We start from the raw sequence: 26,305 nt of genomic DNA on the forward strand, positions 1-26,305 counted from the left end.
ATGCGCCAAGGTTGCCCTGGTGGCCTGCATGCGTGTGCTCATCGTGCGGTTGAACGCCATGGTCAGGGACGGTACCTGCTGGAGAACAGGTACCGTGCAGCAGTGAAAGACAGTTGCTCCTACGGGGAGGAATTCCGTGCTTCCCGGCAACCTGTAGGAGCGGCTGGGGCGGCGTAGGAGCGGATCTCATCCGCGAACCGCGCCGATACGTCCGGCTATCGCGGACAAGGTCCGCTCCTACGGGGGAGGCATACCGTGCTCCCCGGCAACCTGTAGGAGCGGGCGCAGGTGGGGCGGCGTAGGAGCGGATCTCATCCGCGAACCGCGCCGATACGTCCGGCTATCGCGGACAAGGTCCGCTCCTACGGGGGAGGAATACCGTGCCTCCCGGCAACTTGTAGGAGCGGGCCCTGCCCGCGATTCGCGCGCAGGGCGCGCTCCTACAGGGGAATGGCGCAGGTGGGGCCGCGTAGCAGCGGACTCCGTCCGCGATGCCCTACTCGGCCGCCCAGTCTTCCAGGCGTAGCCCGTCGATGCGTTCGAACTCGCGGGTGTTGTGCGTCACCAGGGTCGCCTCCAGCGCCAGGGCGTGGCAGGCGATCCACAGGTCGTTGGCGCCGATCGGCGTGCCGGCCAGCTTTAGGCGGGTGAACTGCGTCGCGTAGTGCTCGCACAGGCGCGGAGTGCCGTCGTAGACCACCGTCACCTGGCGCGTCAGGCGCTCCAGCTGGCGCAGGACCTCGCTGCGCCGGGTGCTGCGTTCGGCGCCCTTGAGCAGTTCGGCATAGGTGAAGAAGGACATGCACAGGCCGGCGTCGGCAGGCAGGGCATTGACCCGTCGGGCCACGGATTCCGGGCGGTTCTTCAGCAGGTAGATGAGGATGTTGGTGTTGAGCAGGTATTTCACAGCTCTTCCCGCTCCTGCATCGGCGGCTGTTCGCGCTGCCCTTCCTCCAGTGCTTCGATGAACTCGTCGTCGAAGCCGGACAGCGCCTGCAGCAACGCCTCGCCGCGGTCCTCGGGCAGCGGGTGGATGACCAGGTCGCCATTGGCCTGGCGGCGGATTTCCACGCGGCTGGCGTCCAGGCGGAACTCCTGGGGAATGCGCACCGCCTGGCTGTTGCCGTTCATGAAGACGCGGCTGGGGAGTGTGGGCGAGGACATGGCAAGGACCTCCACAGGCATGTGTGTACAGCTATGTGTGTATCCTGCGCCGTCGCCCCATGGAAGGCAATGACCGTCGGTCCTACTTGCTCGCTTTGAGCACCACGAACTTCGGGTTCGCCGCCACCTGTTCGACGCCGCGGAACAGGCGCTTGAGCTTGGCGTGGTAGCCCAGGTGGCGGTTGCCGACTATCCACAGCTGGCCGCCGCTGACCAGCGCGTGGCGGGCCTGCTGGAACATGCGCCAGGCGAGGAAGTCGCCGACCACCTGCTGCTGGTGGAAGGGCGGGTTGCACAGCACCAGGTCCAGGGAGTTTTCCGGCTGCCCGGCCAGGCCGTCGGCGGCGCGGAATTCCGCCTCGCGTTCGCCCAGGGCGGCGCGCCAGTTCTCCCGGGCCGACTGCACGGCCATGAAGGATTCGTCCACCAGGCTGTAGTGGGCCTCCGGGTTGGCCAGGGCGCTGGCGATGGCGAGCACGCCGTTGCCGCAGCCCAGGTCCGCCACCCTGGCGTGGCCCAGGCCGCGCGGCAGGTGCGGGAGGAAGGCGCGGGTGCCGATGTCCAGGCCTTCGCGGCAGAACACGTTGGCGTGGTTGAGCAGTTCCAGTTTCGGCTCGTCCAGCGTGTAGCGGCTGGGGTAGGGCGAGGCGACCGGAGCTTTATCCACAGGCGTGGCGAATAGCAGGCGGGCCTTCTTTTCGGCCAGCGAGGCCTGCACCGGGCCGATGTATTTCTCCAGCAGGTCGCCGGCGGCGCGCGGCAGGTGCTTGACCATGGCCCCGGCGATCACCCGCGCGCCCGGCGCCAGGCGGCCGTGCAGGCGGATCAGCTGTTCCTCCAGCAGGGCCAGGGTCTTGGGCACCCGCAGCAGCACCAGGTCGAAGGGGCCCGCCGGGGTTTCGCTGGCCGGCACGAAGGCCACCGCGTCCTCCGCCAGGCCGTTGCGCACCAGGTTCTTGCCCAGGGCCAGGGCGGCGAGGAAGGAGTCGCCGCTGCTGGTCACCTGCGCGTGCCCGGCCAGGCCCGCGGCCAGGGCGCCGAAGGCGTCGTTGAGCACCAGCACCCGGCAATCGCCGGCCAGGCCGTCGGCGGCCACCTGGCGCAGAAGGTATTCGTCGGCGGCGTCGAAGGCTTGCAGCGGGTCGTTGCGTTGCTCCGGCTGGCGGATCAGGTCGAGTTCGGCGAAGGGCGTGTGGAAGGTCGGCATGGGCATCGCTTTTTCGTTGCGCCAGGTCAGGCCGGCCGCGGTCTGCGGCAAAGGCCCTGATATCTGACGGTGTTTCTCGCTCTTGCGATGGGAGAAACTGTAGGCAGAGATTGGATCGGGAGCGGAGTATGACCGCCAGCGAAGAGAAGTTCACCCGTCAGACGCTGCTCGACGTGCAGACGCTGACCCCCAGCCTGTTCACCCTGCGCACCACGCGCGACGCGGGCTTTCGCTTCCGCGCCGGGCAGTTCGCCCGCCTGGGCGTGTACAAGCCCAGCGGCAGCATCGTCTGGCGCGCCTATTCGATGGTCTCGGCGCCCCACGACGAGCACCTGGAGTTCTTCTCCATCGTGGTGCCGGGCGGGGAGTTCACCAGCGAGCTGAGCCGCCTGCGCGAGGGCGACCAGCTGCTGGTCGACCGCCAGGCCTTCGGCTTCCTCACCCTCGACCGCTTCCCCGACGGCCGCGACCTCTGGCTGCTGGCCACCGGCACCGGGCTTGCGCCCTTCCTGTCGATCCTCCAGGACTTCGAGGTGTGGGAGCGTTTCGAGACCATCAAGCTGGTGTACAGCGCCCGCGAGGAAAAGGAGCTGGCCTACCGCGACCTCATCGCCGGCCTGGCCGGGCGCGACTACCTGGCCGAGCACGCGCACAAGCTGCAGTTCATCCCGGTGGTGACCCGCGAGCAGGTGCCCGGTTGCCTGGGCGCGCGCATCACCACGCTGATCGAGAACGGCGAGCTGGAGCGCGCCGCCGGCCTTGAGCTGTCCCCCGAGCATTCGCGGGTGATGCTCTGCGGCAACCCGCAGATGATCGAGGACACCCGCGCGGTGCTGAAGACCCGCGGCATGAACCTGGCGCTGACGCGCAAGCCCGGGCAGATCGCCGTGGAGAACTACTGGTAGGCAAGATTTGGAAAAGATTGCCCGCTTAAGCCGCGGGCGTCTTTGCCCTTAGGATGGCCGTCCATCCATAGCCCCTGGAACCCCATGGACTGCCACACGAGCGAGCCGCCCCCGGCGGCCGACGACCCCCTCGGTAATACCTTCCCCCACACCCTCGCCGCGCCCCAGCGCGCGCCCCGGAGCTGACCATGGAGTGGCTCCTGGACCCTACGGCCTGGCTCGGCCTGCTCACCCTGATCCTGCTGGAGCTGGTGCTGGGCATCGACAACCTGGTGTTCATCGCCATCCTCGCCGACAAGCTGCCGCCGCAGCTGCGCGACCGCGCCCGGCTGATCGGCCTGTCGCTGGCGCTGCTGATGCGCCTGGGCCTGCTGGCCAGCATCTCCTGGCTGGTGACCCTCACCGAACCGCTGTTCGAGGTGTTCGGCAAGGCCTTCTCCGGGCGTGACCTGATCATGCTGTTCGGCGGCCTGTTCCTGCTGTTCAAGGCCACCCTGGAACTGCACGAGCGCCTGGAAGGCCGCGTGCACAAGGCTGGCGGCGCGCGGGTCTACGCCGCGTTCTGGCCGGTGGTGGCGCAGATCGTGGTGCTCGACGCGGTGTTCTCCCTGGACGCGGTGATCACCGCCGTGGGCATGGTCGAGCAACTGGAAGTGATGATGATCGCCGTGGTCTTCTCCATGGCCCTGATGATGGTCGCCAGCAAGCCGCTGACCGCCTTCGTCAACGCCCACCCCACGGTGATCATGCTGTGCCTGGGCTTCCTCATGATGATCGGCTTCAGCCTCACCGCCGAAGGCCTGGGCTTCCACATCCCGAAGGGCTACCTGTACGCCGCCATCGGCTTCTCGATCCTCATCGAGCTGGCCAACCAGGCGGTGCGCTGGCGCCGCCGGCGCAGCCTGCAGGGCAGCCGCGGCCCGCGCGAGCGCACGCGCTACGCGGTGCTGCGCCTGCTGGGCGGCAAGGTGGAGGCCGACGAGGTGGGCGAGGAAATCGCCGACATGCTGGGCGAAGAGCCGGCCGACGCGCCCTTCGACCGCCGCGAGCGGGTGCTCATCAGCGGCGTGCTGGAGCTGGCCGAGCGCTCCATCCGCTCGGTGATGACCGAACGCACCGAGGTGCAGCGCATCGACCTGGACGCCGATGCCGCTCAGACGCGCCAGGTGCTGCTGGATTCGCCCTACTCGCGCCTGCTGGTGATCCGCGCCGGCCAGGTCGATGAGCCGCTGGGCTACGTGCACAAGAAGGAACTGCTGAAGGCCATCCTCGCCGGCCGCCAGCCGGACATCGAGCCGCTGCTGCGGGCGCCGCTGAACCTGCCGGACAGCTGCAGCGTGCTCGGCGCCCTGGAGCAGATGCGCCAGGCCTCGACCCACGTGGCTTTCGTGGTCAACGAGTTCGGCGGTTTCGAGGGCCTGCTGACGCTGACCGACATCCTCCAGGCGATCGCCGGCGAACTGCCGGACGCCAGCGAGATGACCGGCCCGGACATCGAGAAGGGCAGCGATGGCTGGCGCGTGCGCGGCGCCACCACCCTGGCGCTGCTGGCCGAGCGCATCGGCTTCCGCGGCCAGGCGCCGGAGGATTGCCGCACCCTGGGCGGCCTGGCGCTGCACCTGCTGGACCGCCTGCCGGCGGCGGGTGACGAACTGGAGCACCGCGGCTGGCGCCTGCGGGTGCTGGAGGTGAAGGAACGGCGCGTCGAGCGCCTGCTGCTGCAGCCGCCGCGCGCCGCCTGACGGCGCGCGGGGCCGGTTCAGCTGCGGTTCTGCTGGTTCTTCAGCAGGTCGCGGATCTCGGTCAGCAGCACTTCTTGGGGCGTCGGCGCCGGCGGCGCCTCGGGGGCGGCGGCTTCCTCGCGCTTGAGCCGGTTGATGGCCTTCACGCCCATGAAGATGGCGAAGGCGACGATCAGGAAGTCCAGGCAGGTCTGGATGAACTTGCCGTAGGCCAGCACCACCGCCGGAGCGTCGCCCTGGGCGGCCTTGAGGGTGATGGCCAGGTCGGAGAAGTCGACCCCGCCGATCAGCAGGCCGATCGGCGGCATGATCACGTCGCCGACGAAGGACGAGACGATCTTGCCGAAGGCGGCCCCGATGATGATACCGACGGCCATGTCGACCACGTTGCCTTTGACGGCAAAGGCCTTGAACTCGCTAAGCAGACTCATGCACAGACTCCTTGTAGGGATAGAGGGGACAGGGGGGAGTTTAGCGGCCGCGCCGGTGTTGAACACTCCCCCGAGCCGCCATGGACAGCCGCCAGCGCAAAAGTTCCGGCATGACCGGCGGCGCTGGGCGAAATTCGGTGGTGGTCTAGGCTGAAGGGAATCATCCACCCACGCAGAAGGAGGACCGCCATGCCGCTGGAGCACCATCCCCTGGCCCGTGAGTTTCCCGATCAGCGCGCCAAGATCGCCAAGCTTATCGGCGAGAACAGCCATTTCACCCGCCTGGCCGGCACCTACGAGGAGCTGGACCGGCGCATCTACGACATCGAGGACGGCCGCGAGCCGCTGGATGACCTGGCCCTGAACAACCTCAAGCTGCAGCGCGTCGCCCTGAAGGACGAGATCGCCGAGCTGCTGCAGCGTTCAAGCTGAGCTTGATCGATATCAAGGGAGCTCGCCGAGGTCGGGCGTAGTCTTCGGACAACTTTTTCTACTGCTGGTGATCAGCCATGCGTAAAGAGCAGCGTCCCCTCGGCAAGACCCTCCGCAAGCAGGCCAAGACCTCGTTCGACCCGCACCGGGCCCAGGAGCGTCTGGTACGTCTGAAACTGCAGTACGAATTGCTGGACCAGCGCATCAGCCGGGTGGAGGAGGGCATCGAGCGTCCGGACGGCACCCTGGCCGCGCTGATCATGCGCCGCGAAGGCCTGCGCTACGACATGGAGAGCCAGTACCGCCTGCTGGCGGGCTGATCCTTCGGCCGCATCCGTCGGCCACTGTCGCAGCGGGCTGAAGCGCCAGGCGCGAACCGCTATGATGCGGGCTTTGTCTTCGACGGAGTCCGCCCATGGCCAAGGCCAAGCGCATGTACGGCTGCACCGAGTGCGGCGCCACCTTCCCCAAATGGGCCGGCCAGTGCGCCGACTGCGGCGCCTGGAACACCCTGGTGGAGACCGTCGTCGACACCACGCCCACCGGCGGCTCCGGCAGTTCCGGACGCGGCGGCTGGGCCGGGCAGCAGGCCAACATCAAGACCCTGGCGGAAGTCAGCGTCGAGGAGATGCCGCGCTTCAGCACCGCCTCCAATGAACTCGACCGCGTCCTCGGCGGCGGCCTGGTGGACGGCTCCGTCGTGCTCATCGGCGGCGACCCCGGCATCGGCAAGTCGACCATCCTCCTGCAGACTCTGTGCAGCATTGCCAACCGCATGCCAGCGCTCTACGTCACCGGCGAAGAGTCGCAGCAGCAGGTGGCCATGCGCGCGCGGCGCCTGGGCCTGCCGGAAGACAAGCTCAAGGTCATGACCGAGACCTGCATCGAAAGCATCATCGCCACCGCTCGCCACGAGCAGCCCAAGGTGATGGTGATCGACTCCATCCAGACCATCTTCACCGAGCAGCTGCAATCGGCCCCTGGCGGCGTCGCCCAGGTGCGCGAGAGCGCCGCGTTGCTGGTGCGCTTCGCCAAGCAGAGCGGCACGGCGATCTTCCTGGTCGGCCACGTCACCAAGGAAGGCGCCCTGGCCGGCCCGCGGGTGCTGGAGCACATGGTCGACACCGTGCTGTATTTCGAGGGCGAGTCCGACGGCCGCCTGCGCCTGCTGCGGGCGGTGAAGAACCGCTTCGGCGCGGTCAACGAGCTGGGCGTGTTCGCCATGACCGACCGTGGCCTGAAGGAGGTCTCCAACCCTTCGGCGATCTTCCTCACCCGCGCCCAGGAATCGGTGCCCGGCAGCGTGGTCATGGCCACCTGGGAAGGCTCGCGGCCGATGCTGGTGGAGGTGCAGGCGCTGGTCGACACCAGCCACCTGGCCAACCCGCGGCGCGTCACCCTGGGCCTGGACCAGAACCGCCTGGCCATGCTGCTGGCGGTGCTGCACCGCCACGGCGGCATCCCCACCTACGACCAGGACGTGTTCCTCAACGTGGTGGGCGGGGTGAAGGTGCTGGAAACCGCGTCGGACCTGGCGCTGATGGCGGCGGTGATGTCCAGCCTGCGCAACCGGCCGCTGGATCACCAACTGCTGGTGTTCGGCGAGGTCGGCCTGTCCGGCGAGGTGCGCCCGGTGCCCAGCGGCCAGGAACGCCTGAAGGAAGCCGCCAAGCACGGCTTCAAGCGCGCCATCGTGCCCCAGGGCAACGCCCCCAAGGAGGCCCCGCCGGGGCTGCAGGTGATCCCGGTGACGCGCCTGGAGCAGGCGCTGGATGCGTTGTTCGAATAGCGCGCACCGTGCCCGCCCTACGGTAGGAGCGGGCCCTGCCCGCGATTTCGCGCGCAGGGCGCGCTCCTACAGGGGAATGGCGTGGGTGGGGCGGCGTAGGAGCGGATCTCATCCGCGAATCGCGCCGGGACGTCCGGCTATCGCGGACAAGGCCCGCTCCTACGGGGGGAGGAATGCCGTGCTCCCCGGCAACCTGTAGCGGGCCCTGCCCGCGATTTCGCGCGCAGGGCGCGCTCCTACAGGGGAATGGCGCAGGTGGGGCGGCGTAGGAGCGGATCTCATCCGCGAATCGCGCCGATAGTTCCGGCTATCGCGGACAAGGTCCGCTCCTACGGGGGAGGAATGCCGTGCTCCCCGGCAACCTTGTAGGAGCGGGCCCTGCCCGCGAATCGCGCGCAGGGCGCGCTCCTACAGGGGAATGGCGTGGGTGGGGCGGCGCAGGGCGGATAATGTTCGACGTTATCCGCCGGTTAACCGTGATTCCCGGCAGCCCCGAGGCTGACCTGGGCGCGGGCCGTACCCTGGGTCAAACGGCGTACAACCGCGAACGGTTGTACGCCCTACGCCTGTTCCCCCAGCGCCGTCAGCTCGCGCTCCAGCAGGCTTGCGTCGCCCAGGTTGAGTTCCACCAGGCGGCGCAGGTGGCTGATGGAGTCCAGGTCGATGTGCCGGCAGATGAAGCCCAGCAGGCCCTCGCGTTCCCAGGCCAGGTCCGCCTCCATGTAGATGTTGGCGTCGAAGCCCAGGTAGATGCGCACCTCGAAGGGCTTGCCCGGGTCGCCGTTCCAGCCCGGCGGGCGGGTCACCAGCAGGCCCTGCAGCGACAGGTCTTGCAATTCGGCCTTCCAGCGCTGGCCGTCCTGGGCGACCTCGGTGCTGGCGTCGAAGGCGATGCGGCTGAAGCGCCGTCGTTCAGCGTGATCGTCACTCATGGGTGGGCTCTCCGGCCGATTTGCGTTCGCCTCACTATAGCCAAGCCCCTGTCGCCCGTCGCATCGCCGGCCGGCGGTTTGACAGCCGTCCGGGCGTCGCCAAAGCTGCTAGGGCGGTTCCCCATCAAACCAAGGCGCAGCGGAGCATGGACAACAAGATTCCGGGAAAGGGGCTTATCCTCTGGGTTCTGGCGCGCTACGCCAAGCAACCCGCCTGAGCTTCCCAGGCCGCGCCGGCCCGTGCGCAAACCCTCGACGCAGAGCGGTTTGCGCGGCGCTGGCCGCGACACCAGACCGCCCCTTTTCAGGCGGCAATATCGTTGCAACGGCTCTAGACTAAGGTCGTATGAATGACTCGCCGGAAAGGACTAGAATTTTTCCTGCGAATTCTCGCCCTTCAACAGTCGGAAGCATCGCCATGAACAATAACAACAGCCTGCTACGTCACCTCGCCTGGGCGATCGTGGCGATAGTCGGAGCATGTGCCTTAGGAGTCGTGGCGCTTCGCCGCGGCGAAGCCATCAACGCCTTGTGGATCGTGGTAGCGGCGGTCGCCATCTACCTGGTCGCCTACCGCTACTACAGCCTGTTCATCGCCGAGAAGGTGATGCAACTGGACCCCAACCGAGCCACCCCCGCGGTGCTCAACAACGACGGCCTGGACTACGTCCCGACCAACAAGCACATCCTCTTCGGTCACCACTTCGCCGCCATCGCCGGCGCCGGCCCGCTGGTGGGCCCGGTGCTCGCCGCGCAGATGGGCTACCTGCCTGGCACCCTCTGGCTGATCGCCGGGGTGGTCCTGGCCGGCGCGGTGCAGGACTTCATGATCCTGTTCATCTCCAGCCGCCGCAACGGGCGTTCGCTGGGTGAACTGGTGCGCGAGGAAATGGGGCAGGTGGCGGGGACCATCGCCCTGTTCGGCGCGTTCCTGATCATGATCATCATCCTCGCGGTGCTTGCCCTGATCGTGGTGAAAGCCCTGGCGGAAAGCCCCTGGGGCATGTTCACGGTGATGGCCACCATCCCGATCGCGATCCTCATGGGCGTGTACATGCGCTACATCCGCCCGGGCCGCATCGGCGAGATCTCGGTGGTCGGCGTGGCCCTGCTGCTGGGCTCCATCTGGCTCGGCGGGCAGGTCGCGGCCAGCCCCGAATGGGCGCCGGTGTTCACCTTCCACGGCGTGCAGATCGTCTGGATGCTGATCGGCTACGGCGCCATCGCCTCGGTGCTGCCGGTGTGGCTGCTGCTGGCCCCGCGCGACTACCTGTCGACCTTCCTGAAGATCGGCACCATCGTCGCCCTGGCCATCGGCATCCTGATCGTCATGCCGGAGCTGAAGATGCCGGCCCTGACGCAGTTCACCGACGGCACCGGCCCGGTGTGGAAGGGCAGCCTGTTCCCCTTCCTGTTCATCACCATCGCCTGCGGCGCCGTGTCCGGCTTCCACGCGCTGATCTCCTCGGGCACCACGCCCAAGCTGCTCAACCGCGAGCCCGACGCCCGCTACATCGGCTACGGCGGCATGCTGATGGAGTCCTTCGTGGCGATCATGGCCATGGTCGCCGCCTCGGTGATCGAGCCGGGCATCTACTTCGCCATGAACAGCCCGCCGGCGGTGGTCGGCACTGACGTCGCCGCGGTGGCCGCGACCGTCAGCGGCTGGGGCTTCGCCATCACCCCGGAAATACTCACCCAGACCGCCAAGGACATCGGCGAGACCACCATCCTGGCCCGCGCCGGCGGCGCCCCGACCCTGGCCGTGGGCATCGCCCACATCCTCCACCAGGTGCTGCCGGGCGAGAACACCATGGCCTTCTGGTACCACTTCGCGATCCTCTTCGAGGCGCTGTTCATCCTCACCGCGGTGGACGCCGGCACCCGCGCCGGGCGCTTCATGCTGCAGGACCTGCTGGGCAACTTCGTCCCGTCGCTGAAGAAGACCGACTCCTGGGGCGCCAACATCGTCGGCACCGGCGGCTGCGTGGCGCTGTGGGGCTGGCTGCTGTACCAGGGCGTGGTCGACCCGCTGGGCGGCATCAACACCCTGTGGCCGCTGTTCGGCATCTCCAACCAGATGCTCGCCGGCATCGCCCTGATGCTCGCCACCGTGGTGCTGATCAAGATGAAGCGCCAGCAGTACGTGTGGGTCACCGCGCTGCCGGCGGCCTGGCTGCTGATCTGCACCAGCGCCGCGGGCCTGATCAAGATCTTCGACGGCAACCCGGCGGTGGGCTTCGTCGCCCTGGCGCAGAAGTACGGCGCCGCGCTGGACGCCGGCCAGGTCCTGGCCCCGGCCAAGGACCTCGCCCAGGTCAAGACGGTGATGCTCAACGCCTACATCAACGCCGGCCTCACCGTGCTGTTCCTGCTGGTGGTGTTCAGCGTGCTGGTGTACTCCATCAAGGTCGGCGCCAAGGCCTGGACCAAGAAGGAGCGCACCGACAAGGAAGCGCCGTTCCAGCCCATTCCCGAGGCCTGAGGCAGGAGGTGACACGTGTTCAATGACCTCAGCCGCATGGGCAAGTACCTCGGGCAGGCCGCCAGGATGCTGGTGGGCATGCCCGACTACGACACCTATGTCGAGCACATGCGCAACAAGCACCCGGACAAGCCGGTGATGAGCTACAAGGAGTTCTTCCGCGAACGCCAGGAGGCACGCTACGGCGGCGGCAAGGGGCGACCGATCCGTTGCTGCTGAAGCCGCGGATGGGTGTATAAACGGACGGGCCGCCAGCGAGCGGCCCGTTTTCATTTTCCTCCCCGGATGGTTCCCATGAGTGATTCCGTAGTGCCCGCGCAGATTCCGGTGACCGTGCTCACCGGCTTCCTCGGCGCCGGCAAGACCACCCTGTTGCGCCACATCCTGCAGGCCGAGCACGGCCTGAAGATCGCGGTGATCGAGAACGAATTCAGCGACGCCCCCATCGACGGCCAGCTGCTGGGCGATGCCCCGGCGCAGGTCATGACGCTGTCCAACGGCTGCGTCTGCTGCACCATCAACAACGACCTGGAGCGTTCGCTGTACCTGCTGCTGGAGCAGCGCGACAGCGGCGAGATCGCCTTCGACCGCCTGGTGATCGAATGCACGGGCCTGGCCGACCCGGCGCCGGTGGCGCAGACCTTCTTCGTCGACGAGACGCTGCGCGAGCGCTACCTGCTCGACGGCATCATCACCCTGGTGGATGCCGCCAACGCCGACCGCCACCTGCAGGAAGCCATCGCCCAGGCCCAGGTCGGCTTCGGCGACCGCATCCTGGTGAGCAAGCGCGACCTGGTCAGCGCCGAGCAGTACCAGGCCCTGGCCGAGCGCCTGCAGCGCATCAACCGCCGCGCCGAGCTGTACCCGGTGGACCACGGCCGCATCGAGCTGGAGCGCCTGCTCGACGTGCGCGGCTTCAATCTCAACGCCGACCTCGGCCTGCGCCCGTTGCAACCGCTGCGCCCGGTGGCGGCCAGCGACGACCGCATCCGCACCCTGGTGCTGCGCAGCGACAAGCCGCTGAACATCGAGCGCCTGAGCGAGTTCATGGACGACCTGCTGCAATGGCACGGCAACTCGCTGCTGCGCTACAAGGGCGTGCTGAATATCCAGGGCGAGGAACGCCGCCTGGTGTTCCAGGGCGTGCTGCGGCTGTACGGCTTCGACTGGGACACGCCCTGGGGCGATGACGCGCGCGAGAGCGTGATCGTGTTCATCGGCGACAACCTGCCGGAGGAGCAGATCCGCCAGGGGTTCGAGGCGATCGTTGGTTGAGGTGTGGCAGTTGCTTTTGTAGGAGCGAGCTTGCTCGCGAACAGAGTTTCCCGGGCATGCCGGTGCCGGGCATGAGAGCGCCCTCTCCCTAACCCTCGGCTGCGCGCCCCGCCCTGAAGGGAGAGGGGACCGTTCGGTGTGCTCGGGTGTTCTGGCGTTAGCCGGAAACTCCGCTGTTTCAGGAGTACACGGGACTACCCGTCGGCACGGACAAGCCCCCTCTCCCTTCAGGGAGAGGGCTGGGGAGAGGGGCTCTTCAGCTCCTAACCCCGCTCAAAAAGAAACGCCCGGCATTCACCGGGCGCTCTTCTCAACAACCCACCCTCAATGCCGGGCCAGCTTCCAGGCATCCCCAGCCGGCGCAGTGCCCTTGTCGTAGGGCTTGAACACCGTCATGTACACCAGCCCCACGGCGATCACGATGGCGCCCACCAGGATGATCCCGTAGTTGATGTACCAGGGCGCATCCGGGGTGCGCGGCCAGGACATGTTGACGATCGCCAGCAGGCCGTAGACCTGGGCGGCGATGTTCACCGGCCAGCCCCACTTGCCCAGGGTGAAGGCGCCGCTGGGTTTCCAGCCGCGCAGGCGGGCGAACAGGGCGGCGCCGACGATCATCTGGAAGGCCAGGTAGATGCCGATGGCGGCGAAGCTGACCACGGTGCCGATGGCGTTCTGCAGGTAGAAGCCGATGCACACGATGGCCGCCGGGATTACCCCGCACACCACCAGGGCCGCGGTGGGCACGTGGGTGTTGGGCGACAGGCGCTGCAGCAGGCGGCTGCCCATGACCATCTCGTCGCGGGCGTAGGAGTACAGCAGGCGGCTGGCGGCGGCCTGCAGGCTGAGCACGCAGGACACGAACGACACCAGGATCACCAGCATCACCAGGCGCGCGCCGAGCGGGCCGAAGGCGCCGTCGAAGATGGTGGTCATCGGGTCCTTGTCGGCGCCGGAGATCACCGCGCCTATGTCCGGCACCGCGAGGATCAGCGCCAGGGCGGCGAACATCGAGGCGCCACCGCCGATCCAGATGGTCATGCGCATGGCCTTGGGAATGCGCCGGCTGGGGTTCGGGGTTTCCTCGGCGACGTCGCCGCAGGCCTCGAAGCCGTAGTAGAGGAACATGCCGGCCAGGGAGGCGGTGAGGAACGCCGGCCAGTAGGCGCCGTCGATGCGGATGTCGAAGGTGTCGAACAGCACCGAGATCGGCTGGTGGCGTTCGAAGATCAGCAGGTAGCCGCCGATGACGATGGCGCCGATCAGCTCGCAGAGGAAGCCGAACATGGCCACCCGCGCCAGCAGCTTGGTGCCGCTGAGGTTGAGCAGCGTGGCGACCAGCGTCAGGCCCAGGCCGATCAGGGTGTTGGTCGCCGGGTCGGCCTCGAAGCCGAGCAGCGTGGCGACGTAGGGGCCGGCGCCCAGGGCCACCGCGGCGATGGTCACGCACAGCGACACCGAGTAGATCCAGCCGACCATCCACGCCCAGCGCTTGCCCACCAGGCGTCGGGCCCAGGGGTACACGCCGCCGGAGATCGGGAACTGCGAAACCACCTCGCAGAAGATCAGGCACACCAGCATCTGCCCCAGGCCCACCAGCAGGTACGACCAGAACATCGGCGGCCCGCCGGCGGCCAGGCACAGGCCGAAGATGCTGTACACGCCGACCACCGGCGAAAGATAGGTGAAGCCCAGGGCGAAGTTCTGCCACAGGCTCATGCTGCGTTCGAAGTTGGAGGAATAGCCCAGCGCGCGGAGCTGTTCCGCGTCGCGGTCGACCCGGGGCGATGCCGGGTTGGATCGGACTGTTCATCGTTATTGTTCCTGTATGGCTATGCACGTCGGCATTGAACAGATGGATCGGGACTGGGAGCCCGCTGCCCACGGCGTGTGGCGGCAGCAGTGAAAACCGGGGCGGCCGGGCTTGGGTAACAGCGGCGGCCGCCTGCGTGGAGCAAGCACAGCCTATGCCATATTACATATGATTTAAAATGTTTTAGTGGGCTCTCTGCGCTGGAGGGTGGGAAGGCTGGAGTTAGAGCGGCGGGCTCTTGCGCGCAACGGCCCGGGCGACGGGGCCGCCAGGGCAGCGCAGCACCCCGGCGGGGAACGAAAATGGGGCGGAGTAACGCCGCATTGCTCCCTTCGGGAGCACTGGCGGGCTCAGGCTGCGCGGTGGCGCTTCTCCGGCAGTTGCACCAGGGTCCAGTGGGCGGACTGCTCGGCCAGGTTGGCGCGCTGGCAGCGGGTATCGCTGGCCAGCCCCAGGCTGGCTATCTCGCCGGCGATGAAGTTGGCGGTGTTGGCCGCCACCACCCGGCCCTCGCCGCTGAGGATCAGCGCCTCGTGCTCCAGGCGCATGAGCTTGGCGGTGACCACCCGCTCGAAGCGGTTCAGCGCGATGTCCGCGGCGGCCACGCCGAGGAAGCGCCCCTCCAGCAGCAGCGGGCGGGAGAAGGTGAGGATGTACATGTCCTGGCCGTAGAGGTCGACGTAGGGACCGACCACGCTGCTGCGCCCGCTGTCGCGCGGGATGGCGAACCAGGGCATGGCGCAGTAGTCGTAGAAGTTTTCGCTGCGCCGGTTGAAGTTCAGGCTCAGCGGCACGGTGCGCCCGCCGGCGCCCAGCTGGCGCCACTCCAGGTACATCTCCTTGTCGCGCAGCACGCCCGGCTGCAGCACCACGCCACAGCCCTGCAGGCAGGCGCCGGGCTGCGTCAGGCAGCCTTCGATCAGCGGCCGCAGGCTGGCCAGGTCGGCGGAATCCACGGGCCTGCCGTCGGCCTCGCGCCAGATGCTGTCGATGGCGTTGGCCAGGGTGTCGATCTGGGCAAAGATGTTACTGATCGACACGTCGATGCGCTGGGCGCACTCGTCCAACGGGGTTTCACACACTGCGCTCGCCATGGCCTGGAGTCTCTTGTTCTAAGGGGAAGCGGACCTCCGGCGGATAAAAATCCTAAATCAGAGGTTTGCACGGGAAAAACAGGGCAAGGGTTGTGCCAACGCGGCTGAGGCTGCTTCTCGTAGGAGCGAGCTTGCTCGCGAACGGATTCCGCGCCTACAACGCCCGGCTCCGAATCCACCTGTAGGAGCGCTCCCTGCGCGCGAATCGCGGGCAGGGCCCGCTCCTACAGGTGTACGCAGTCGACTTCCACGTAGGGTGGGTTGAGCTGTGAATGCTGCCTTGGCGATGGGTATCGCTTCGCTCAACACCATCCTACGAAAAGCCGTGTTTCCTGGAACCGTAGGAGCGGACCTTGTCCGCGATACACGCGCAGGGCGCGCTCCTGCATGGGGCCGTTCGGCCTAGGGCGCTTCCTGGGCCAGGAGTTCCAGCTTCATGTCGATCAGGCGCTTGATGCCGCGGTTGACGTGGGCCTCGACCAGGGCGCCGGCCAGGTTCGGGTCGCCGGCGACTATCGCTTCGCGGATCGCCGTGTGCTCCTGCTGGATGGTTTCCACACTGGGCGCGCCGGGCACCGGCAGCCAGAGCAGCTCGCCGATCTCCGCCTGCAGGCGGATTTCCGCGTGGGTCAGTCGCACCGACTGCGAGGCCACGGCTATCTCGATGTGGAAGCGCGCGTCGGCGCGGCGGCGTTCGTGGCGGGTGGTGGCCTTGCCCAGTGTCTCGATGTACTGCGCCAGGTGCTGGTGGTGCTCGCGGGAGGCGCGGCGGGCGGCCAGGCGCGCGGCGGTGCCGGAAATGGCGATGTGTTCGTCGCAGAGGTCGCGCAGGTCGATGGTGCTCAGCTCGTCGAGGCGGCTCAAGACGATCTCGGCGGGGATTTCCTCGATGGCGCGGATGAAGCTGCCGCCGTTGCGCCCGCGGCGGGTCTCGATGACGCCGCGCTGGCGCAGGTAGGCCAAGGCTTCGCGGAGGGTCACGGTGGCCACGCCGAACTGCATGGCCAGTTCGGTCTCGCTGGGCAGTTGCTGGCCCTCGGCGAACAGGCCGAGGTCGATGGCGTCCATCAGCCGGCGCACGACCTCTTCGGTGCGGCCTTCCTGGCGCAGGCGGATGAAGGGGCCGGGAGCGGTGGGTGAGGATCCATTCATACTGCGTTGCGGCCGCGGCGGGTGCTGGGCGCCGGAGCCAGAACTCCTGTAAGGGCCGGAGGGGGTGAGGGGCTGGCGCAGTATAACCTCATACTCAGAGTTCAATGTAGAAAGCGGCCGCCCCAGGGGGCGGCCGATTGCCGCGAGTTGTGTCAGAACGGGTAGGCCAGGCTCGGCATCCACTGCTGCCAGATGCGTTGCAGTTCGCCGTCGGCCTTCAGCGCCGCCAGGGCGCTGTCCACCTCGTCCAGCCACGGCCCCTGGCCGCGCTTCACCGCGATGCCCCAGCGGTTGTGGGTGGGCACGCTGAAGCCGATGGCCAGGTCGGGCTCCTCGGCCAGCGGCACTAGTGCCACATCGTCGTCCACCAGGGCGTCGATATGGCCTTCGCGCAGGGCCCGGACCATGTCGCCGAGCACGTCGTCGGTGTCGCCGCCGAAGGGCACGGTGATGCAGCCTTCGAAGGTTTCCGCCAGGGCCATGTTGAGGCTGTTGGCGATCGCCCCGACGCGCTTGCCGACCAGGTCCGCCGGGCTGCGCACCAGGCTGCCGCGCAGCACCATCACCGCTTCGTCGAACACCGCGTAGGGCGCGGTGAAGTCGGCGAGGGTCAGGCGGTAGTTGGAGATGCCCTGGCCGCACAGCAGGATGTCGGCGTCGCCGGCCTGCAGCGCCGGGTAGAAGTCCGCCCAGTTGCGGTAGACGAACTGCGCCTCGCGGCCCAGGCGCCTGGCCAGGGCGCGGGCGACGTCGGACTCGTAGCCGTGGCGGTAGCCCTCGGCGTCCTTGTGGAACAGCGGCGGGGCCGGCAGGTCGGCGCAGAGAACGCGCAATACGCCGCTCATGGCAGGTAGTCCATGTACATCTTGGCTTCCCACTCGGTGACGATGGAGCAATAGCGCGCCCACTCGTCGGCCTTGAGGTCGCGGTACAGCTCGGCCATCGCCGGCGGCAGCGCGCCGCGCACCACGGCGTCTTCGTCGAAGGCCTGCACGGCTTCGCCGAGGGTCATCGGCATGCGCACGTTCTCGCGGGCGGCGGGGATGCTGTCGCTGTTGTCCGGGGCGCCCGGGTCGGTGCGGTTGGCCAGGCCGTCGCGGATGCCGGCCAGCAGCAGGGTGTGCGACAGGTAGGGGTTCACGCTGGCGTCGGGCAGCTTGTATTCCAGGCGGCCGTTGGCCGACAGGCGCACGGTGCAGGTCTTGTTGTCCATGCCCCAGTTCAGGCGGTTGGGGGCGAACAGGCCGGCATCCCAGAAGCGCTTGTAGGAGTTCACGGTGGAGGCCATCACCAGCATCGAGCCGGGGGCGTGGGCCAGCAGGCCACCCAGGGCGTGGCGGCCGGTGTCGGTCAGGTGCAGTTCGCGGCGGCCGGCTTCGGCCAGCACGTTCTGCTCGCCGCGCCACAGGCTGAAGTTGTGGTGGCAGCCGCTGCCCATGCTGCCGGTGGTGGGCTTGGGCATGAAGCTGGCGCGCACGCCGAACTCGTTGGCCACCTGGCGGCAGATCAGGCGGTAGGTCACCAGGCGGTCGGCGGTGAGGTGGCAGTCGTCGAACATCCAGTTCAGTTCGAGCTGGCCCGGGTCCTCGTAGTCGCCCTCGATCATGTCCAGGCCCATGGCGCCGGCATACTGCATCACGCGCTGGAAGATCGGCCGCATGGTCTCCAGGTTGCCCAGGTGGTAGGCCGGGCTGGCGCCGGGGCGCACCTTGACTTCCAGCTTGTCGCCGAACCAGGTCATCTCCGGCTCGCAGCCGGTCTTCAGGCTCAGCCCGGTGTCGGCGGTGAAGGCCTTGTGGCTGTCGATCAGCAGGCCGCGGGCGTCGGTGGCGAGCACCTGGCCGGCCACTTCCTGGCGGTGGTCGGGCTCGTACAGACGGCAGAAGAAGCTGCCGATGGACTTGTCCCAGGGCAGCACGTTGAAGCTGCCGACGTCGGGGATGGCGGTGAATTCCGCGGCCTGGGCGCCGCCACCGAGCAGCACGCCGGCGCGGGTGCTCTGCAGGTCGGAGAGCGCGGTGCGGTGGAACTGCACGCCCTTCTCCAGGTTGCGCAGCAGGTGCTTGGCCGGCACCACCTTGGCCAGCACGCGGCCGCTGAGGGTGACCACCTGGTAGTACAGGTACTCCACGCCGGATTCGCGGATGCGCGCGGCGAGGTCCTGGGCGACGGCGGAGCTGGTGTTGTATTCCTTGTGTAGATCGAGCGCTGTCATTTCGGGGTTCTCCTCGGGCAGCGGCAGGCAAGGCACGCTGCGATGGCGGATGAAATTAAATTTGTAAACTGTGTTTATATGTTTTAGAGCGAAGAACGGAACCTCTCTGCGAAGCGCCGGGCTAGGGGATGAACGGGGAACAGGCCGGGCCGGCGTGTTCGCGGAAGAAGGCGGCGGCCCAGCGGACGATCTGCCGGTTGTCCGGGCTCAGCTGCCGCAGCGATTCCCAGGCCCGCGCGGTGACGTCTGCCGGCAGCAGGCCGTTGCCGTAGCGGTCGAGCAGGGCGGCCAGGTAGTCCACGCTGAACTCCGGGTGGAACTGCACCGAGCGCGCCGGGAAGGCGTACTCCAGCACGCCGTGCGGGCAATGGGCGGAGCCGCCGGCCACCCGCGCCTGCGGCGGCAGGCTGCTGACCTGGTCATGGTGGAACACCAGGGTGGCCGCGTCCTCCAGGCCCTCGGCGTCATAGTGGTAGGCCTGGGCGCCGACGCCCCAGCCGACCTCGGCGCGGGTGGTGCGGCCGTCGAAGGCGTCGGCCATGATCTGGTGCCCGAAGCAGATGCCGAACACCGGCCGGCGCAGGCTGCGTAGGCGCCGCAGCAGGGCGACCAGATGCAGCATCCAGGGGCTGTGTTCGTAGCAGCTGTGGCGCGAGCCGGTCAGCAGGTAGCCGTCGAAGGCGGTGGCCTCGGGCAGCGGCTCGCCGCGCACCGCCGAGACGTAGGTGAAGTCCGCCTCGGGCAGCGCCGGGGCCAGCCAGCTTTCGATCATCGCCGGGTAGCTGCCGAAAGCCTCCTGCAGTTCCTCGGGGATCAGGCCGTTCTCGATGATGCACAGGCGCATGGCGTTCTCCTCAGATCTGCCCGAGCAGGCCCTTGGCCCAGGCCAGCGCCGCGTCGCCGGGCAGCTCGCCGCTGGAGGCGTCGTGCTGGCCGTGTTCGCCGACCTGCTGCGCGCCCAGCTCCACGAGGGCGTCGGCGATGATCCGGCTGCCGCGGTTGAAGGTCTCGTAGAAGCTGTCGCCCAGGCCGAAGGTGGCGAAGCGCAGGCCAGCCAGGTCCGGGCGCTGGCCTTGCAGCGCGGCGTGGAAGGGCTGGGCGCTGTTGGGCAGCTCGCCGTCGCCGTAGGTGGAGCAGACGATGACGTGGAAGTCCTGCGGGTTCAGCGTGGCCGGGTCGAACGCGGCCATGTCGCGGACCTGGGTGGGGTAGTCGGCGCCCATAGCGTCGGCGAGGTCGTCGGCGACCATCTCGGCGTTGCCGGTCTCGGTGCCGAAGAGGATGAGGATGTTCATGCGGGGTTCTCCTGGGGGCTGCGGGCGATGGCGAGCATGCCGGCGCGGTCGGTGATCTTGCGGCGCACGCGGCCGGGGGCGGCGGCCCGGGTTTCGGCGTGGTCGATGCGCTGCCACTGGGCGTAGCCGACGGCACGTTCGCGCAGCCCGGCGGGCAGGGCGGCGAGGCCGGGGCGGCCGTTGCGCGGCGCGGCCTGCTGGTCGGCGACCATGGCTTCGGCGACCAGGCGGGCGTCCTGGCGGTTCTCCGGGATGGTCCCGCGCGGGCCGCGGCGCAGCCAGCCGACGCAGTACAGGCCGTGGTCCAGGCGGCCACGTTCGAGGTCGGCGCTGGCGCCCCGCAGGGCGTCGCGTTGCAGCAGTCCGTCGGCCGCTTCCTCGAAGCCGATGGCGCTGACCAGGCTGTCCACCTCCAGGCGCAGTTCGCGGCCGTCGGCATGGCGCAGTTCCAGGGCTTCGACGCTTGCGGCGCCGTGGATGGCCTGGGGTGTCCAACCGAAGCGGAAGACCAGTTCGCGGCCGGCTGCCGGCTGCTCCTGCGCGGCCAGCGCGCGCAGCACGTCCAGGCGCGCCTGCTCGGTGGCGTCGGCACAGGGGGCGTCTTCCGGCGGCAGGTCCTCGATGCGGATGCGCACCCCGGCCAGCTTGCCCAGCTCGCGCAGCATCACCGGGTCGAAGCGGGCCTGGGCGGCGGGCGAGCGGCCGAGGATGTCGATGCGCTCCACGCCTTCGGCCAGCAGCGCCTGCAGCGGCGCCTCGGCGATGTCGGAGCCGGCGAAGTCCTCGGCCGACTTGGCCAGCAGGCGCAGCACGTCGATGGCCACGTTGCCGTTGCCGACGATGGCCACGCGGCGGCCGAATGCCGGGGCGAAGCCCTGTTCGTCCGGGTGGCCGTTGAACAGCCGGGTGACGCGGCCGGAGCCGTAGACGCCGGGCAGCTCGTCGCCGGGGATGCCCAGGCGGCGGTCGCCGTACAGGCCGGTGGCGAGCACCACCAGGTCGAAGGCTTCGCGCAATTGCTCCAGGGACAGGTCGCGGCCGATCTCCAGGTTGCCGAGGAATGCCACGCCTTCGCGCTCGAACAGCCGCTCGAACTGCCGGCACACCGCCTTGGTGCCCTGGTGGTCCGGCGCCACGCCGTAGCGCACCAGGCCGAAGGGCGCGGGCAGGCGCTCGAGCAGCACGATCTGCGCGTCCGCCCAGTGCTTGCGCAGGGCCTGGGCCAGGTAGCAGGCCGAGGGCCCGCTGCCGACGATGGCTACGCTGGGCGCGTTCATTTCGCCGGCACCGCGTCGAAGCGGATCGGCAGGCGGGTGGCGCCGGTGTTGCCGCTGTCCGGCAGCCATTCGGCTTCGCCGTTGGGCGCCGGGTGCTTCAGGTGCTGGGCGAGCAGGGCCAGGGCCGCGGTCATGTCGCCGCGGGCGATGAAGTGGCCGATGCAGTGGTGCGCGCCGGCGCCGAAGCCGAAGTGCGGCAGGCGCTTGGCGGTGATGTCGAAGCTGGCGTCCTCGAAGGCGTGCGGGTCGCTGCCGGCGGCCTGGCTGAACAGGTGCACGGTGGTGCCCTTGGCGATGTGCAGGCCCTGGTATTCGAAGTCTTCCAGCGCCTCGCGGGTGACCCAGGTCACGGTCGGGCGCACGCGCATCACTTCTTCCACGGCGGCGCGGGCCAGTTCCGCGTCGTTGCCCAGCAGCTCCCATTGCGCGGGGTGCTGGAGGAAGGTGTCCATGGCCAGGCTGAGCTGGTTGCGGGTGGTGTCGATGCCGCCGAAGATCGCCAGGACGATCATGTCGTACAGCTCCTGGTCGCTGAGGGCGTTCTTGTCCTCTTCGTTGGCGCGCACCAGGCTGCTGAGGAAGTCCTCGCCCAGGCCGTTGCGCTTGAGCGCTTCCACCGCCTGGCGGGCGTAGCCGAACAGCTTGTCGGTGGCGGCGTTGATGCGCGCCTCGTCGCGCTTGAAGGTGACGCCCAGGGCCAGGCCCATCTCTACCGCCAGGTCGGCCAGGCCCTTCCACTCGCTGATCGGCAGGCCGAGCAGCAGGCAGATCACCTGGGTGGCGTAGGGTTCGGCGAACTCGCTGACGAACTCGCACTCGCCGCGGCCTTCGAACTGCGCGATCAGGTCGCCGGCCAGGCGCTGGAAGTCCGGCATCATCTGCTTCACCAGCTTGGGCGCGAAGGCCGGGTTGGCCAGGCGGCGCAGGCGCGAATGGTCGGCGCCTTCCTTGCTCAGCAGCATGCGCATCCACCAGTCGGCGAAGCTGCCGCTGGCGTTGTTGTGCGCGGGCCAGGCGTAGCTGCCCTGGCGCAGGCGCTGGTCGCGCAGCAGCTTGTTCACCTCGTCGTAGCGCAGCACGGCGATGCCATAGGGCGTGCGGGCGAACCAGCTTTGCGTGCGGGCATCCATCACCGCCTGGGAGCGGATGGAGAAGCTCGGGTCGCTGACATCCATGTAGGGCGCGTCATCGAGGCGGGTAGGGGCGCTGGTGGTCATTCGGACACCTCCGTTCTGGCGCTTGCCGCCAGTGGGCGGTGCGCTGTTGTTGTGATGGGCGATGCCGGGCGGCGCCGCCATCCGCCGTCGATGGGCGGCGGGGGATGGATTTGAATTTAAAATATGGTTTCATAGTTTTCAACAGGCTTTTTTCGCCTTTCCGGTGCCTTTTGGCTGGGGCTTGGTTGATCGTGAAAGTGAGAGTCCAGGTTTCATGCGGGTTTCAGTGCAGCGGATGAGGCAAATAAAAAATCTGTTTTAAAATCTTTTAAGGAGAAAGCGCCATGAAACCATCCCGTGCCATCGCCGTGCTGCACGATGCCGCCGACGTCGCCGGTTGCCTGCCGGAGCTGTTCGCCGAGCAGGGCATCGACCTGGAACTGCGCTGCGTAGAGAAAGGCCTGCCGCCGCCGGAGAGCCTGGAACTGCTGCTGGTGCTGGGCAGCCCCGAGTCGGCCTACGACCACCGCGTGCCCTGGCTGGGCGGCGAACTGGCCTGGCTGAAGGCCGTGCAGGCGCGCGGCGTGCCGACCTGGGGCATCTGCTTCGGCAGCCAACTGCTGGCCCGCGCCCTGGGCGGCGAGGTGTACCGCAACCGCCAGCCCGAGATCGGCTGGACGCCCATCGACACCCCGCAGGCGGACTGGGCCTTCCGCGGCCCCTGGCTGAACTTCCACTTCGACGCCTTCATCCCGCCGCCGGGCGCCACCCTGCTGGGCGCCACCGAACTGGCGGCCCAGGCCTACAGCCATGGGCGCAGTCTGGGCGTGCAGTTCCACCCGGAGATCGACACGGCGATGTTCGATACCTGGATCGCCTACTGGCGGCGCAGCGAGGAGGGTCGGCGCTTCATGGCCGAGGCGGGGGATTTGCCGGAGCGGATTCGTGCGGAGATTGCCGAGCGGGAGGGGGTGAACAAGGGGAATTGCCGGGCGTTGCTGGGGGATTTTCTGGGGCGGTTGTGATTGGGGGGGTGTTGCTTGTTGTAGGAGCGAGCTTGCTCGCGAACGGAGTCTGCCGGCGGTTGCGGTGTGTGAGGTTGGCTCCGTTCCCTCTCCCTAACCCTCGGCTGCGCGCCCCGCCCTGAAGGGAGAGGGGACCGTTCGGTGCGCTTGGCTGTGCTGGCGTTAGCCGGCTGCCCCGGAGGTATCGGCGTAAACCATGTTTCCCGGCCGCACGGACAGTCCCCTCTTCAGAGGGAGAGGGGACCATTCGGTGCGCTTGGCTGTGCTGGCGTTAGCCGGCTACCCCGGAGGAGCCGGCGTAAACCATGTTTCCCGGCCGCACGGATAGCCCTCTCTCCCTTCAGGGCGGGGCGCGCAGCCGAGGGCTGGGGAGAGGGAACGGAGCCAACCCCACACACCACAGTCACCGGCAGACTCCCTTCGCGAGCAAGCTCGCTCCTACGAAAGACGCCGGCGCAGGGACAGTCAGAGCTTGATCCAAGTCGCCTTCAACTCGGTGTACTTGTCGAACGCATGCAGCGACTTGTCCCGGCCATTGCCCGACTGCTTGAAGCCGCCGAAGGGCGCGGTCATGTCGCCGCCGTCGTACTGGTTCACCCACACGCTGCCGGCGCGCAGGGCGCGGGCGGTCTGGTGGGCCTTGGTGATGTCGCGGGTCCAGACCGCCGCGCCCAGGCCGTACTGGGTGTCGTTGGCGATGCGGATGGCTTCCTCGGCGCCTTCGAACTTGATCACCGAGAGCACCGGGCCGAAGATTTCCTCGCGGGCGATCTTCATGGCGTTGCTCACGCCGTCGAACAGCGTCGGCTCCACGTAGGTGCCGCCGGTTTCCTCCAGCACCTGGCGGCCGCCGGTCATCAGCCGGGCGCCCTCGGCCTTGCCGGCTTCGATGTAGCCCAGCACCTGCTCCAGCTGGCGGCCGTCCACCAGGGCGCCGACATTGGTTTCCGGGTCCAGCGGGTGGCCGGCTTTCCAGCCTTTCAGGGCCTCGACCACCATGGGCACGAACTGCGCCTTGATGGACTTCTCCACCAGCAGGCGCGAGCCGGCGGTGCAGACTTCACCCTGGTTGAAAGCGATGGCAGCTGCCGCGGCTTCGGCGGCCGCCTGCAGGTCCGGGGCGTCGGCGAAGACGATGTTCGGGCTCTTGCCGCCGGCCTCCAGCCACACGCGCTTCATGTTCGATTCGCCGGCGTAGACCAGCAGTTGCTTGGCGATCCTGGTCGAGCCAGTGAACACCACGGTATCCACGTCCATGTGCAGCGCCAGGGCCTTGCCGACGGTGTGGCCGTAGCCCGGCAGCACGTTGAGCACGCCCTTGGGCAGGCCGGCGTCCAGCGCCAGCTGGGCGATGCGGATGGCGGTCAGCGGCGAGCGCTCGGACGGCTTGAGGATCACCGAGTTGCCGGTGGCCAGGGCCGGGCCGAGCTTCCAGCTGGCCATCATCAGCGGGAAGTTCCACGGCACTATGGCGGCGACCACGCCCACCGCCTCGCGGGTGACCAGGCCGAGCTGGTCGCGCGGGGTGGCGGCCACCTCGTCGTAGACCTTGTCGATGGCCTCGCCGCTCCAGCGGAGGCTGTCCACCGCGCCGGGCAGGTCGACGTTCAGCGAATCGCCGATGGGCTTGCCCATGTCCAGGGTTTCCAGCAGCGCCAGTTCCTCGGCGTGCTCCTCCAGCAGCTCGGCGAAGCGCACCAGAACGGCCTTGCGCGCGGCCGGCGCCTGCTGCGACCAGGTGCCTGCCTCGAAGGCGGCGCGAGCGCTGCGCACGGCGCGCTCGGCATCGGCGGCGTCGCAGCTGGCGACCTTGGCCAGCAGGCGCCCGTCCACCGGGCTGATGCAGTCGAAGGTGGCGCCGTCGGCGGCATCGCGGTACTGGCCGTCGATGAAGGCGCGGCCTTCGATGCGCAGTTGGCTGGCGCGGGCTTCCCAGTCGGCTCGGGTCGCTTGGGTCATGGTGGGGTCGCTCCTGATCGTTGTTGTGGTGTGGGTGGCCGCCGGGGAGGCGAGCCGAATAATACATATGAGACCATATCTTAAGCCCTCGCCAGTGCCAATAGTCGCCTGCGAAGCGCTATCGGTCAGCCGCCTGCAGGCCGGGCCGGCATGAGGCGCGACGCCATGGAGGGTGCCAAAGCCGACGGACGCGGCTAGGCTAAGGGCCTCGACGCGACCCCTGGAAACAACATGAACGAAGAATCCACAAGCCTGCCCGAGCGTGAGCCCCTCAGCGCGGTGGACATCCGCGTGCTCGGTAGCCTGATCGAGAAGCAACTGACCACCCCGGAAGCCTATCCGCTGACGCTCAACGCCCTGGTCACCGCCTGCAACCAGAAGACCAGCCGCGAGCCGGTGATGGACCTCAACCCCGGCCAGGTCGGCCAGGCCCTGCGCAGGCTGGAGGGCCTGGAGATGGTGCGCCTGGTGATGGGCAGCCGCGCCGACCGCTGGGAGCAGCGCCTGGACAAGGCGCTGGAGCTGGTCAAGCCGCAGTGGGTGCTGCTCGGCCTGCTGTTCCTGCGCGGCCCGCAGACGCTCAACGAGCTGCTCACCCGCAGCATGCGCATGCACGACTTCGACGACACCGAGGAAGTCCGCCACCAGCTGGAACGCCTGGCCGCCCGCGGTTTCGCCATGCAGCTGGAGCGCCAGAGCGGCCAGCGCGAGGACCGCTACATGCACCTGCTGGGCAGCGCCGCCGACCGCGAGGCGGCCATCGCCGCCAGCGGCCGTGGCGCTTCGGCACCGCGCGGCGAGCAGAGCGTGCAGGACGAGGCGCGCATCCTCGAACTGGAGGCCCGCGTGGCCGCCCTGGAGGAACGCCTGGCGCGCCTGGAACAGGACCGCGACAACGGCCTGGACTGAAACCAACGATGGCCATGGAAACGGCCGGATAAGCATTCTTTAAGAAT

Annotated in this window: 25 protein-coding genes and 1 pseudogene; 11 read left to right on the top strand and 15 right to left on the bottom strand. The window is 68.3% G+C overall.

From position 1 onward, the window contains the following. Nucleotides 1-106, top strand: a pseudogene (locus tag QSJ95_RS30765) (IS110 family transposase); the annotation flags it as partial. 390 nt (nt 107-496) lie between these two features. Here QSJ95_RS30765 and QSJ95_RS30770 read toward each other — a convergent pair. From QSJ95_RS30770 to QSJ95_RS30780, 3 genes are all read right to left on the bottom strand, one after another. Further along, a complete protein-coding gene (locus tag QSJ95_RS30770; RefSeq protein ID WP_285647449.1) occupies nt 497-907 on the bottom strand; it encodes a type II toxin-antitoxin system VapC family toxin in 411 nt (136 codons plus the stop codon). Beyond that, nucleotides 904-1,164 carry an antitoxin gene (locus tag QSJ95_RS30775; protein ID WP_009613156.1) on the bottom strand — a complete coding sequence of 87 codons (261 nt, stop codon included), beginning with the start codon at nt 1,162-1,164 and terminating at the stop codon, nt 904-906. The genes QSJ95_RS30770 and QSJ95_RS30775 overlap by 4 nt, the downstream gene beginning before the upstream one ends. An 82-nt stretch (nt 1,165-1,246) precedes the next feature. Next, nucleotides 1,247-2,371, bottom strand: coding sequence for a methyltransferase (locus QSJ95_RS30780; protein WP_285647517.1), 1,125 nt, complete (start codon nt 2,369-2,371; stop codon nt 1,247-1,249). Between the two features lie 128 nt (nt 2,372-2,499). Here QSJ95_RS30780 and QSJ95_RS30785 point away from each other — a divergent pair, with 128 nt between their 5' ends. Continuing rightward, the gene (locus QSJ95_RS30785; RefSeq protein WP_285647452.1) at nt 2,500-3,276 is read left to right on the top strand and encodes a ferredoxin--NADP reductase; all 777 of its coding nucleotides are present in this window, start codon (nt 2,500-2,502) and stop codon (nt 3,274-3,276) included. A 188-nt stretch (nt 3,277-3,464) separates the two neighbouring features. Beyond that, on the top strand, nt 3,465-5,018 hold the full coding sequence (locus tag QSJ95_RS30790) for a TerC family protein (protein WP_285647455.1): 1,554 nt from the start codon (nt 3,465-3,467) through the stop codon (nt 5,016-5,018). 17 nt (nt 5,019-5,035) lie between these two features. On the opposite strand, the gene mscL is transcribed toward QSJ95_RS30790, so the two are convergent. Next, nucleotides 5,036-5,449, bottom strand: coding sequence for a large-conductance mechanosensitive channel protein MscL (gene mscL / locus QSJ95_RS30795; protein WP_043268871.1), 414 nt, complete (start codon nt 5,447-5,449; stop codon nt 5,036-5,038). A gap of 189 nt (nt 5,450-5,638) precedes the next feature. Between mscL and QSJ95_RS30800 the strand changes: the two genes are divergently transcribed. The 3 genes from QSJ95_RS30800 to radA all read left to right on the top strand — a co-directional run bounded on the left by QSJ95_RS30800 (nt 5,639) and on the right by radA (nt 7,670). Beyond that, nucleotides 5,639-5,881: an HP1242/YdcH family protein gene (locus tag QSJ95_RS30800; protein WP_009613144.1), complete on the top strand. Its 243-nt coding sequence runs from the start codon at nt 5,639-5,641 to the stop codon at nt 5,879-5,881. A gap of 77 nt (nt 5,882-5,958) precedes the next feature. Continuing rightward, on the top strand, nt 5,959-6,201 hold the full coding sequence (locus tag QSJ95_RS30805; RefSeq protein ID WP_043268874.1) for a hypothetical protein: 243 nt from the start codon (nt 5,959-5,961) through the stop codon (nt 6,199-6,201). Between the two features lie 95 nt (nt 6,202-6,296). After that, a complete protein-coding gene (gene radA, locus QSJ95_RS30810; protein WP_009613141.1) occupies nt 6,297-7,670 on the top strand; it encodes a DNA repair protein RadA in 1,374 nt (457 codons plus the stop codon). A gap of 560 nt (nt 7,671-8,230) precedes the next feature. Here radA and QSJ95_RS30815 read toward each other — a convergent pair. Continuing rightward, complete coding sequence (locus tag QSJ95_RS30815; RefSeq protein WP_009613140.1) at nt 8,231-8,602, bottom strand: PilZ domain-containing protein; 372 nt, start codon at nt 8,600-8,602, stop codon at nt 8,231-8,233. A 418-nt stretch (nt 8,603-9,020) separates the two neighbouring features. Between QSJ95_RS30815 and QSJ95_RS30820 the strand changes: the two genes are divergently transcribed. The 3 genes from QSJ95_RS30820 to yjiA all read left to right on the top strand — a co-directional run bounded on the left by QSJ95_RS30820 (nt 9,021) and on the right by yjiA (nt 12,362). Beyond that, nucleotides 9,021-11,087, top strand: coding sequence for a carbon starvation CstA family protein (locus QSJ95_RS30820; RefSeq protein ID WP_009613139.1), 2,067 nt, complete (start codon nt 9,021-9,023; stop codon nt 11,085-11,087). Between the two features lie 15 nt (nt 11,088-11,102). Beyond that, a complete protein-coding gene (locus QSJ95_RS30825; protein WP_009613138.1) occupies nt 11,103-11,306 on the top strand; it encodes a YbdD/YjiX family protein in 204 nt (67 codons plus the stop codon). Nucleotides 11,307-11,381: 75 nt separating this feature from the next. Then, nucleotides 11,382-12,362, top strand: coding sequence for a GTPase (gene yjiA, locus QSJ95_RS30830; RefSeq protein ID WP_043268876.1), 981 nt, complete (start codon nt 11,382-11,384; stop codon nt 12,360-12,362). 324 nt (nt 12,363-12,686) lie between these two features. Here yjiA and QSJ95_RS30835 read toward each other — a convergent pair whose 3' ends face one another. The 9 genes from QSJ95_RS30835 to QSJ95_RS30875 form a co-directional block, all read right to left on the bottom strand. Continuing rightward, nucleotides 12,687-14,081 carry an APC family permease gene (locus tag QSJ95_RS30835; RefSeq protein ID WP_285647463.1) on the bottom strand — a complete coding sequence of 465 codons (1,395 nt, stop codon included), beginning with the start codon at nt 14,079-14,081 and terminating at the stop codon, nt 12,687-12,689. Between the two features lie 444 nt (nt 14,082-14,525). Continuing rightward, nucleotides 14,526-15,269: a cache domain-containing protein gene (locus QSJ95_RS30840; protein ID WP_009613135.1), complete on the bottom strand. Its 744-nt coding sequence runs from the start codon at nt 15,267-15,269 to the stop codon at nt 14,526-14,528. Between the two features lie 402 nt (nt 15,270-15,671). Then, the gene (locus tag QSJ95_RS30845) at nt 15,672-16,421 is read right to left on the bottom strand and encodes a FadR/GntR family transcriptional regulator (RefSeq protein ID WP_058488328.1); all 750 of its coding nucleotides are present in this window, start codon (nt 16,419-16,421) and stop codon (nt 15,672-15,674) included. A 152-nt stretch (nt 16,422-16,573) separates the two neighbouring features. Further along, nucleotides 16,574-17,266 (bottom strand): substrate-binding periplasmic protein, encoded by a 693-nt coding sequence (locus QSJ95_RS30850; protein WP_269962301.1) that lies wholly within the window; start codon nt 17,264-17,266, stop codon nt 16,574-16,576. Then, nucleotides 17,263-18,636, bottom strand: a complete 1,374-nt coding sequence (locus QSJ95_RS30855) for a glutamine synthetase family protein (protein ID WP_285647470.1) — start codon at nt 18,634-18,636, stop codon at nt 17,263-17,265. The genes QSJ95_RS30850 and QSJ95_RS30855 overlap by 4 nt, the downstream gene beginning before the upstream one ends. A gap of 121 nt (nt 18,637-18,757) precedes the next feature. Beyond that, nucleotides 18,758-19,480 (bottom strand): type 1 glutamine amidotransferase, encoded by a 723-nt coding sequence (locus QSJ95_RS30860; RefSeq protein ID WP_285647471.1) that lies wholly within the window; start codon nt 19,478-19,480, stop codon nt 18,758-18,760. A gap of 10 nt (nt 19,481-19,490) precedes the next feature. Further along, on the bottom strand, nt 19,491-19,931 hold the full coding sequence (locus QSJ95_RS30865; RefSeq protein WP_285647472.1) for a flavodoxin domain-containing protein: 441 nt from the start codon (nt 19,929-19,931) through the stop codon (nt 19,491-19,493). Beyond that, nucleotides 19,928-21,208 carry an FAD-dependent oxidoreductase gene (locus QSJ95_RS30870; RefSeq protein ID WP_285647473.1) on the bottom strand — a complete coding sequence of 427 codons (1,281 nt, stop codon included), beginning with the start codon at nt 21,206-21,208 and terminating at the stop codon, nt 19,928-19,930. The genes QSJ95_RS30865 and QSJ95_RS30870 overlap by 4 nt, the downstream gene beginning before the upstream one ends. Then, on the bottom strand, nt 21,205-22,425 hold the full coding sequence (locus QSJ95_RS30875) for a cytochrome P450 (protein ID WP_285647474.1): 1,221 nt from the start codon (nt 22,423-22,425) through the stop codon (nt 21,205-21,207). Before QSJ95_RS30875 ends, QSJ95_RS30870 begins: the two co-directional genes overlap by 4 nt. A gap of 284 nt (nt 22,426-22,709) precedes the next feature. Here QSJ95_RS30875 and QSJ95_RS30880 point away from each other — a divergent pair, with 284 nt between their 5' ends. Further along, nucleotides 22,710-23,390, top strand: coding sequence for a type 1 glutamine amidotransferase (locus QSJ95_RS30880; RefSeq protein ID WP_285647475.1), 681 nt, complete (start codon nt 22,710-22,712; stop codon nt 23,388-23,390). A 465-nt stretch (nt 23,391-23,855) separates the two neighbouring features. Here QSJ95_RS30880 and QSJ95_RS30885 read toward each other — a convergent pair whose 3' ends face one another. Continuing rightward, nucleotides 23,856-25,349, bottom strand: coding sequence for an aldehyde dehydrogenase (locus QSJ95_RS30885; RefSeq protein WP_285647476.1), 1,494 nt, complete (start codon nt 25,347-25,349; stop codon nt 23,856-23,858). A 231-nt stretch (nt 25,350-25,580) separates the two neighbouring features. On the opposite strand from QSJ95_RS30885, the gene QSJ95_RS30890 reads away from it, so the two are divergent. Next, on the top strand, nt 25,581-26,258 hold the full coding sequence (locus QSJ95_RS30890) for a YceH family protein (RefSeq protein ID WP_285647478.1): 678 nt from the start codon (nt 25,581-25,583) through the stop codon (nt 26,256-26,258). Nucleotides 26,259-26,305: the final 47 nt, after the last annotated feature.

Origin of the sequence: Pseudomonas sp. NBRC 100443, assembly GCF_030268185.1 — a bacterium.
GTDB classification, from domain to species: Bacteria; Pseudomonadota; Gammaproteobacteria; order Pseudomonadales; family Pseudomonadaceae; genus Pseudomonas; species Pseudomonas citronellolis.

Coding starts and splice junctions, on each gene's coding strand:
- QSJ95_RS30780 (WP_285647517.1), bottom strand. CDS start 2,371: ATGCCGACCTTCCACACGCCCTTCGCCGAACTCGACCTGATCCGCCAG.
- QSJ95_RS30880 (WP_285647475.1), top strand. CDS start 22,710: ATGAAACCATCCCGTGCCATCGCCGTGCTGCACGATGCCGCCGACGTC.
- QSJ95_RS30800 (WP_009613144.1), top strand. CDS start 5,639: ATGCCGCTGGAGCACCATCCCCTGGCCCGTGAGTTTCCCGATCAGCGC.
- QSJ95_RS30785 (WP_285647452.1), top strand. CDS start 2,500: ATGACCGCCAGCGAAGAGAAGTTCACCCGTCAGACGCTGCTCGACGTG.
- QSJ95_RS30855 (WP_285647470.1), bottom strand. CDS start 18,636: ATGACAGCGCTCGATCTACACAAGGAATACAACACCAGCTCCGCCGTC.
- radA (WP_009613141.1), top strand. CDS start 6,297: ATGGCCAAGGCCAAGCGCATGTACGGCTGCACCGAGTGCGGCGCCACC.
- QSJ95_RS30820 (WP_009613139.1), top strand. CDS start 9,021: ATGAACAATAACAACAGCCTGCTACGTCACCTCGCCTGGGCGATCGTG.
- QSJ95_RS30845 (WP_058488328.1), bottom strand. CDS start 16,421: ATGAATGGATCCTCACCCACCGCTCCCGGCCCCTTCATCCGCCTGCGC.
- QSJ95_RS30885 (WP_285647476.1), bottom strand. CDS start 25,349: ATGACCCAAGCGACCCGAGCCGACTGGGAAGCCCGCGCCAGCCAACTG.
- QSJ95_RS30805 (WP_043268874.1), top strand. CDS start 5,959: ATGCGTAAAGAGCAGCGTCCCCTCGGCAAGACCCTCCGCAAGCAGGCC.
- QSJ95_RS30890 (WP_285647478.1), top strand. CDS start 25,581: ATGAACGAAGAATCCACAAGCCTGCCCGAGCGTGAGCCCCTCAGCGCG.
- QSJ95_RS30815 (WP_009613140.1), bottom strand. CDS start 8,602: ATGAGTGACGATCACGCTGAACGACGGCGCTTCAGCCGCATCGCCTTC.
- QSJ95_RS30840 (WP_009613135.1), bottom strand. CDS start 15,269: ATGGCGAGCGCAGTGTGTGAAACCCCGTTGGACGAGTGCGCCCAGCGC.
- QSJ95_RS30790 (WP_285647455.1), top strand. CDS start 3,465: ATGGAGTGGCTCCTGGACCCTACGGCCTGGCTCGGCCTGCTCACCCTG.
- mscL (WP_043268871.1), bottom strand. CDS start 5,449: ATGAGTCTGCTTAGCGAGTTCAAGGCCTTTGCCGTCAAAGGCAACGTG.
- yjiA (WP_043268876.1), top strand. CDS start 11,382: ATGAGTGATTCCGTAGTGCCCGCGCAGATTCCGGTGACCGTGCTCACC.
- QSJ95_RS30850 (WP_269962301.1), bottom strand. CDS start 17,266: ATGAGCGGCGTATTGCGCGTTCTCTGCGCCGACCTGCCGGCCCCGCCG.
- QSJ95_RS30870 (WP_285647473.1), bottom strand. CDS start 21,208: ATGAACGCGCCCAGCGTAGCCATCGTCGGCAGCGGGCCCTCGGCCTGC.
- QSJ95_RS30875 (WP_285647474.1), bottom strand. CDS start 22,425: ATGACCACCAGCGCCCCTACCCGCCTCGATGACGCGCCCTACATGGAT.
- QSJ95_RS30835 (WP_285647463.1), bottom strand. CDS start 14,081: ATGAGCCTGTGGCAGAACTTCGCCCTGGGCTTCACCTATCTTTCGCCG.
- QSJ95_RS30775 (WP_009613156.1), bottom strand. CDS start 1,164: ATGTCCTCGCCCACACTCCCCAGCCGCGTCTTCATGAACGGCAACAGC.
- QSJ95_RS30865 (WP_285647472.1), bottom strand. CDS start 19,931: ATGAACATCCTCATCCTCTTCGGCACCGAGACCGGCAACGCCGAGATG.
- QSJ95_RS30860 (WP_285647471.1), bottom strand. CDS start 19,480: ATGCGCCTGTGCATCATCGAGAACGGCCTGATCCCCGAGGAACTGCAG.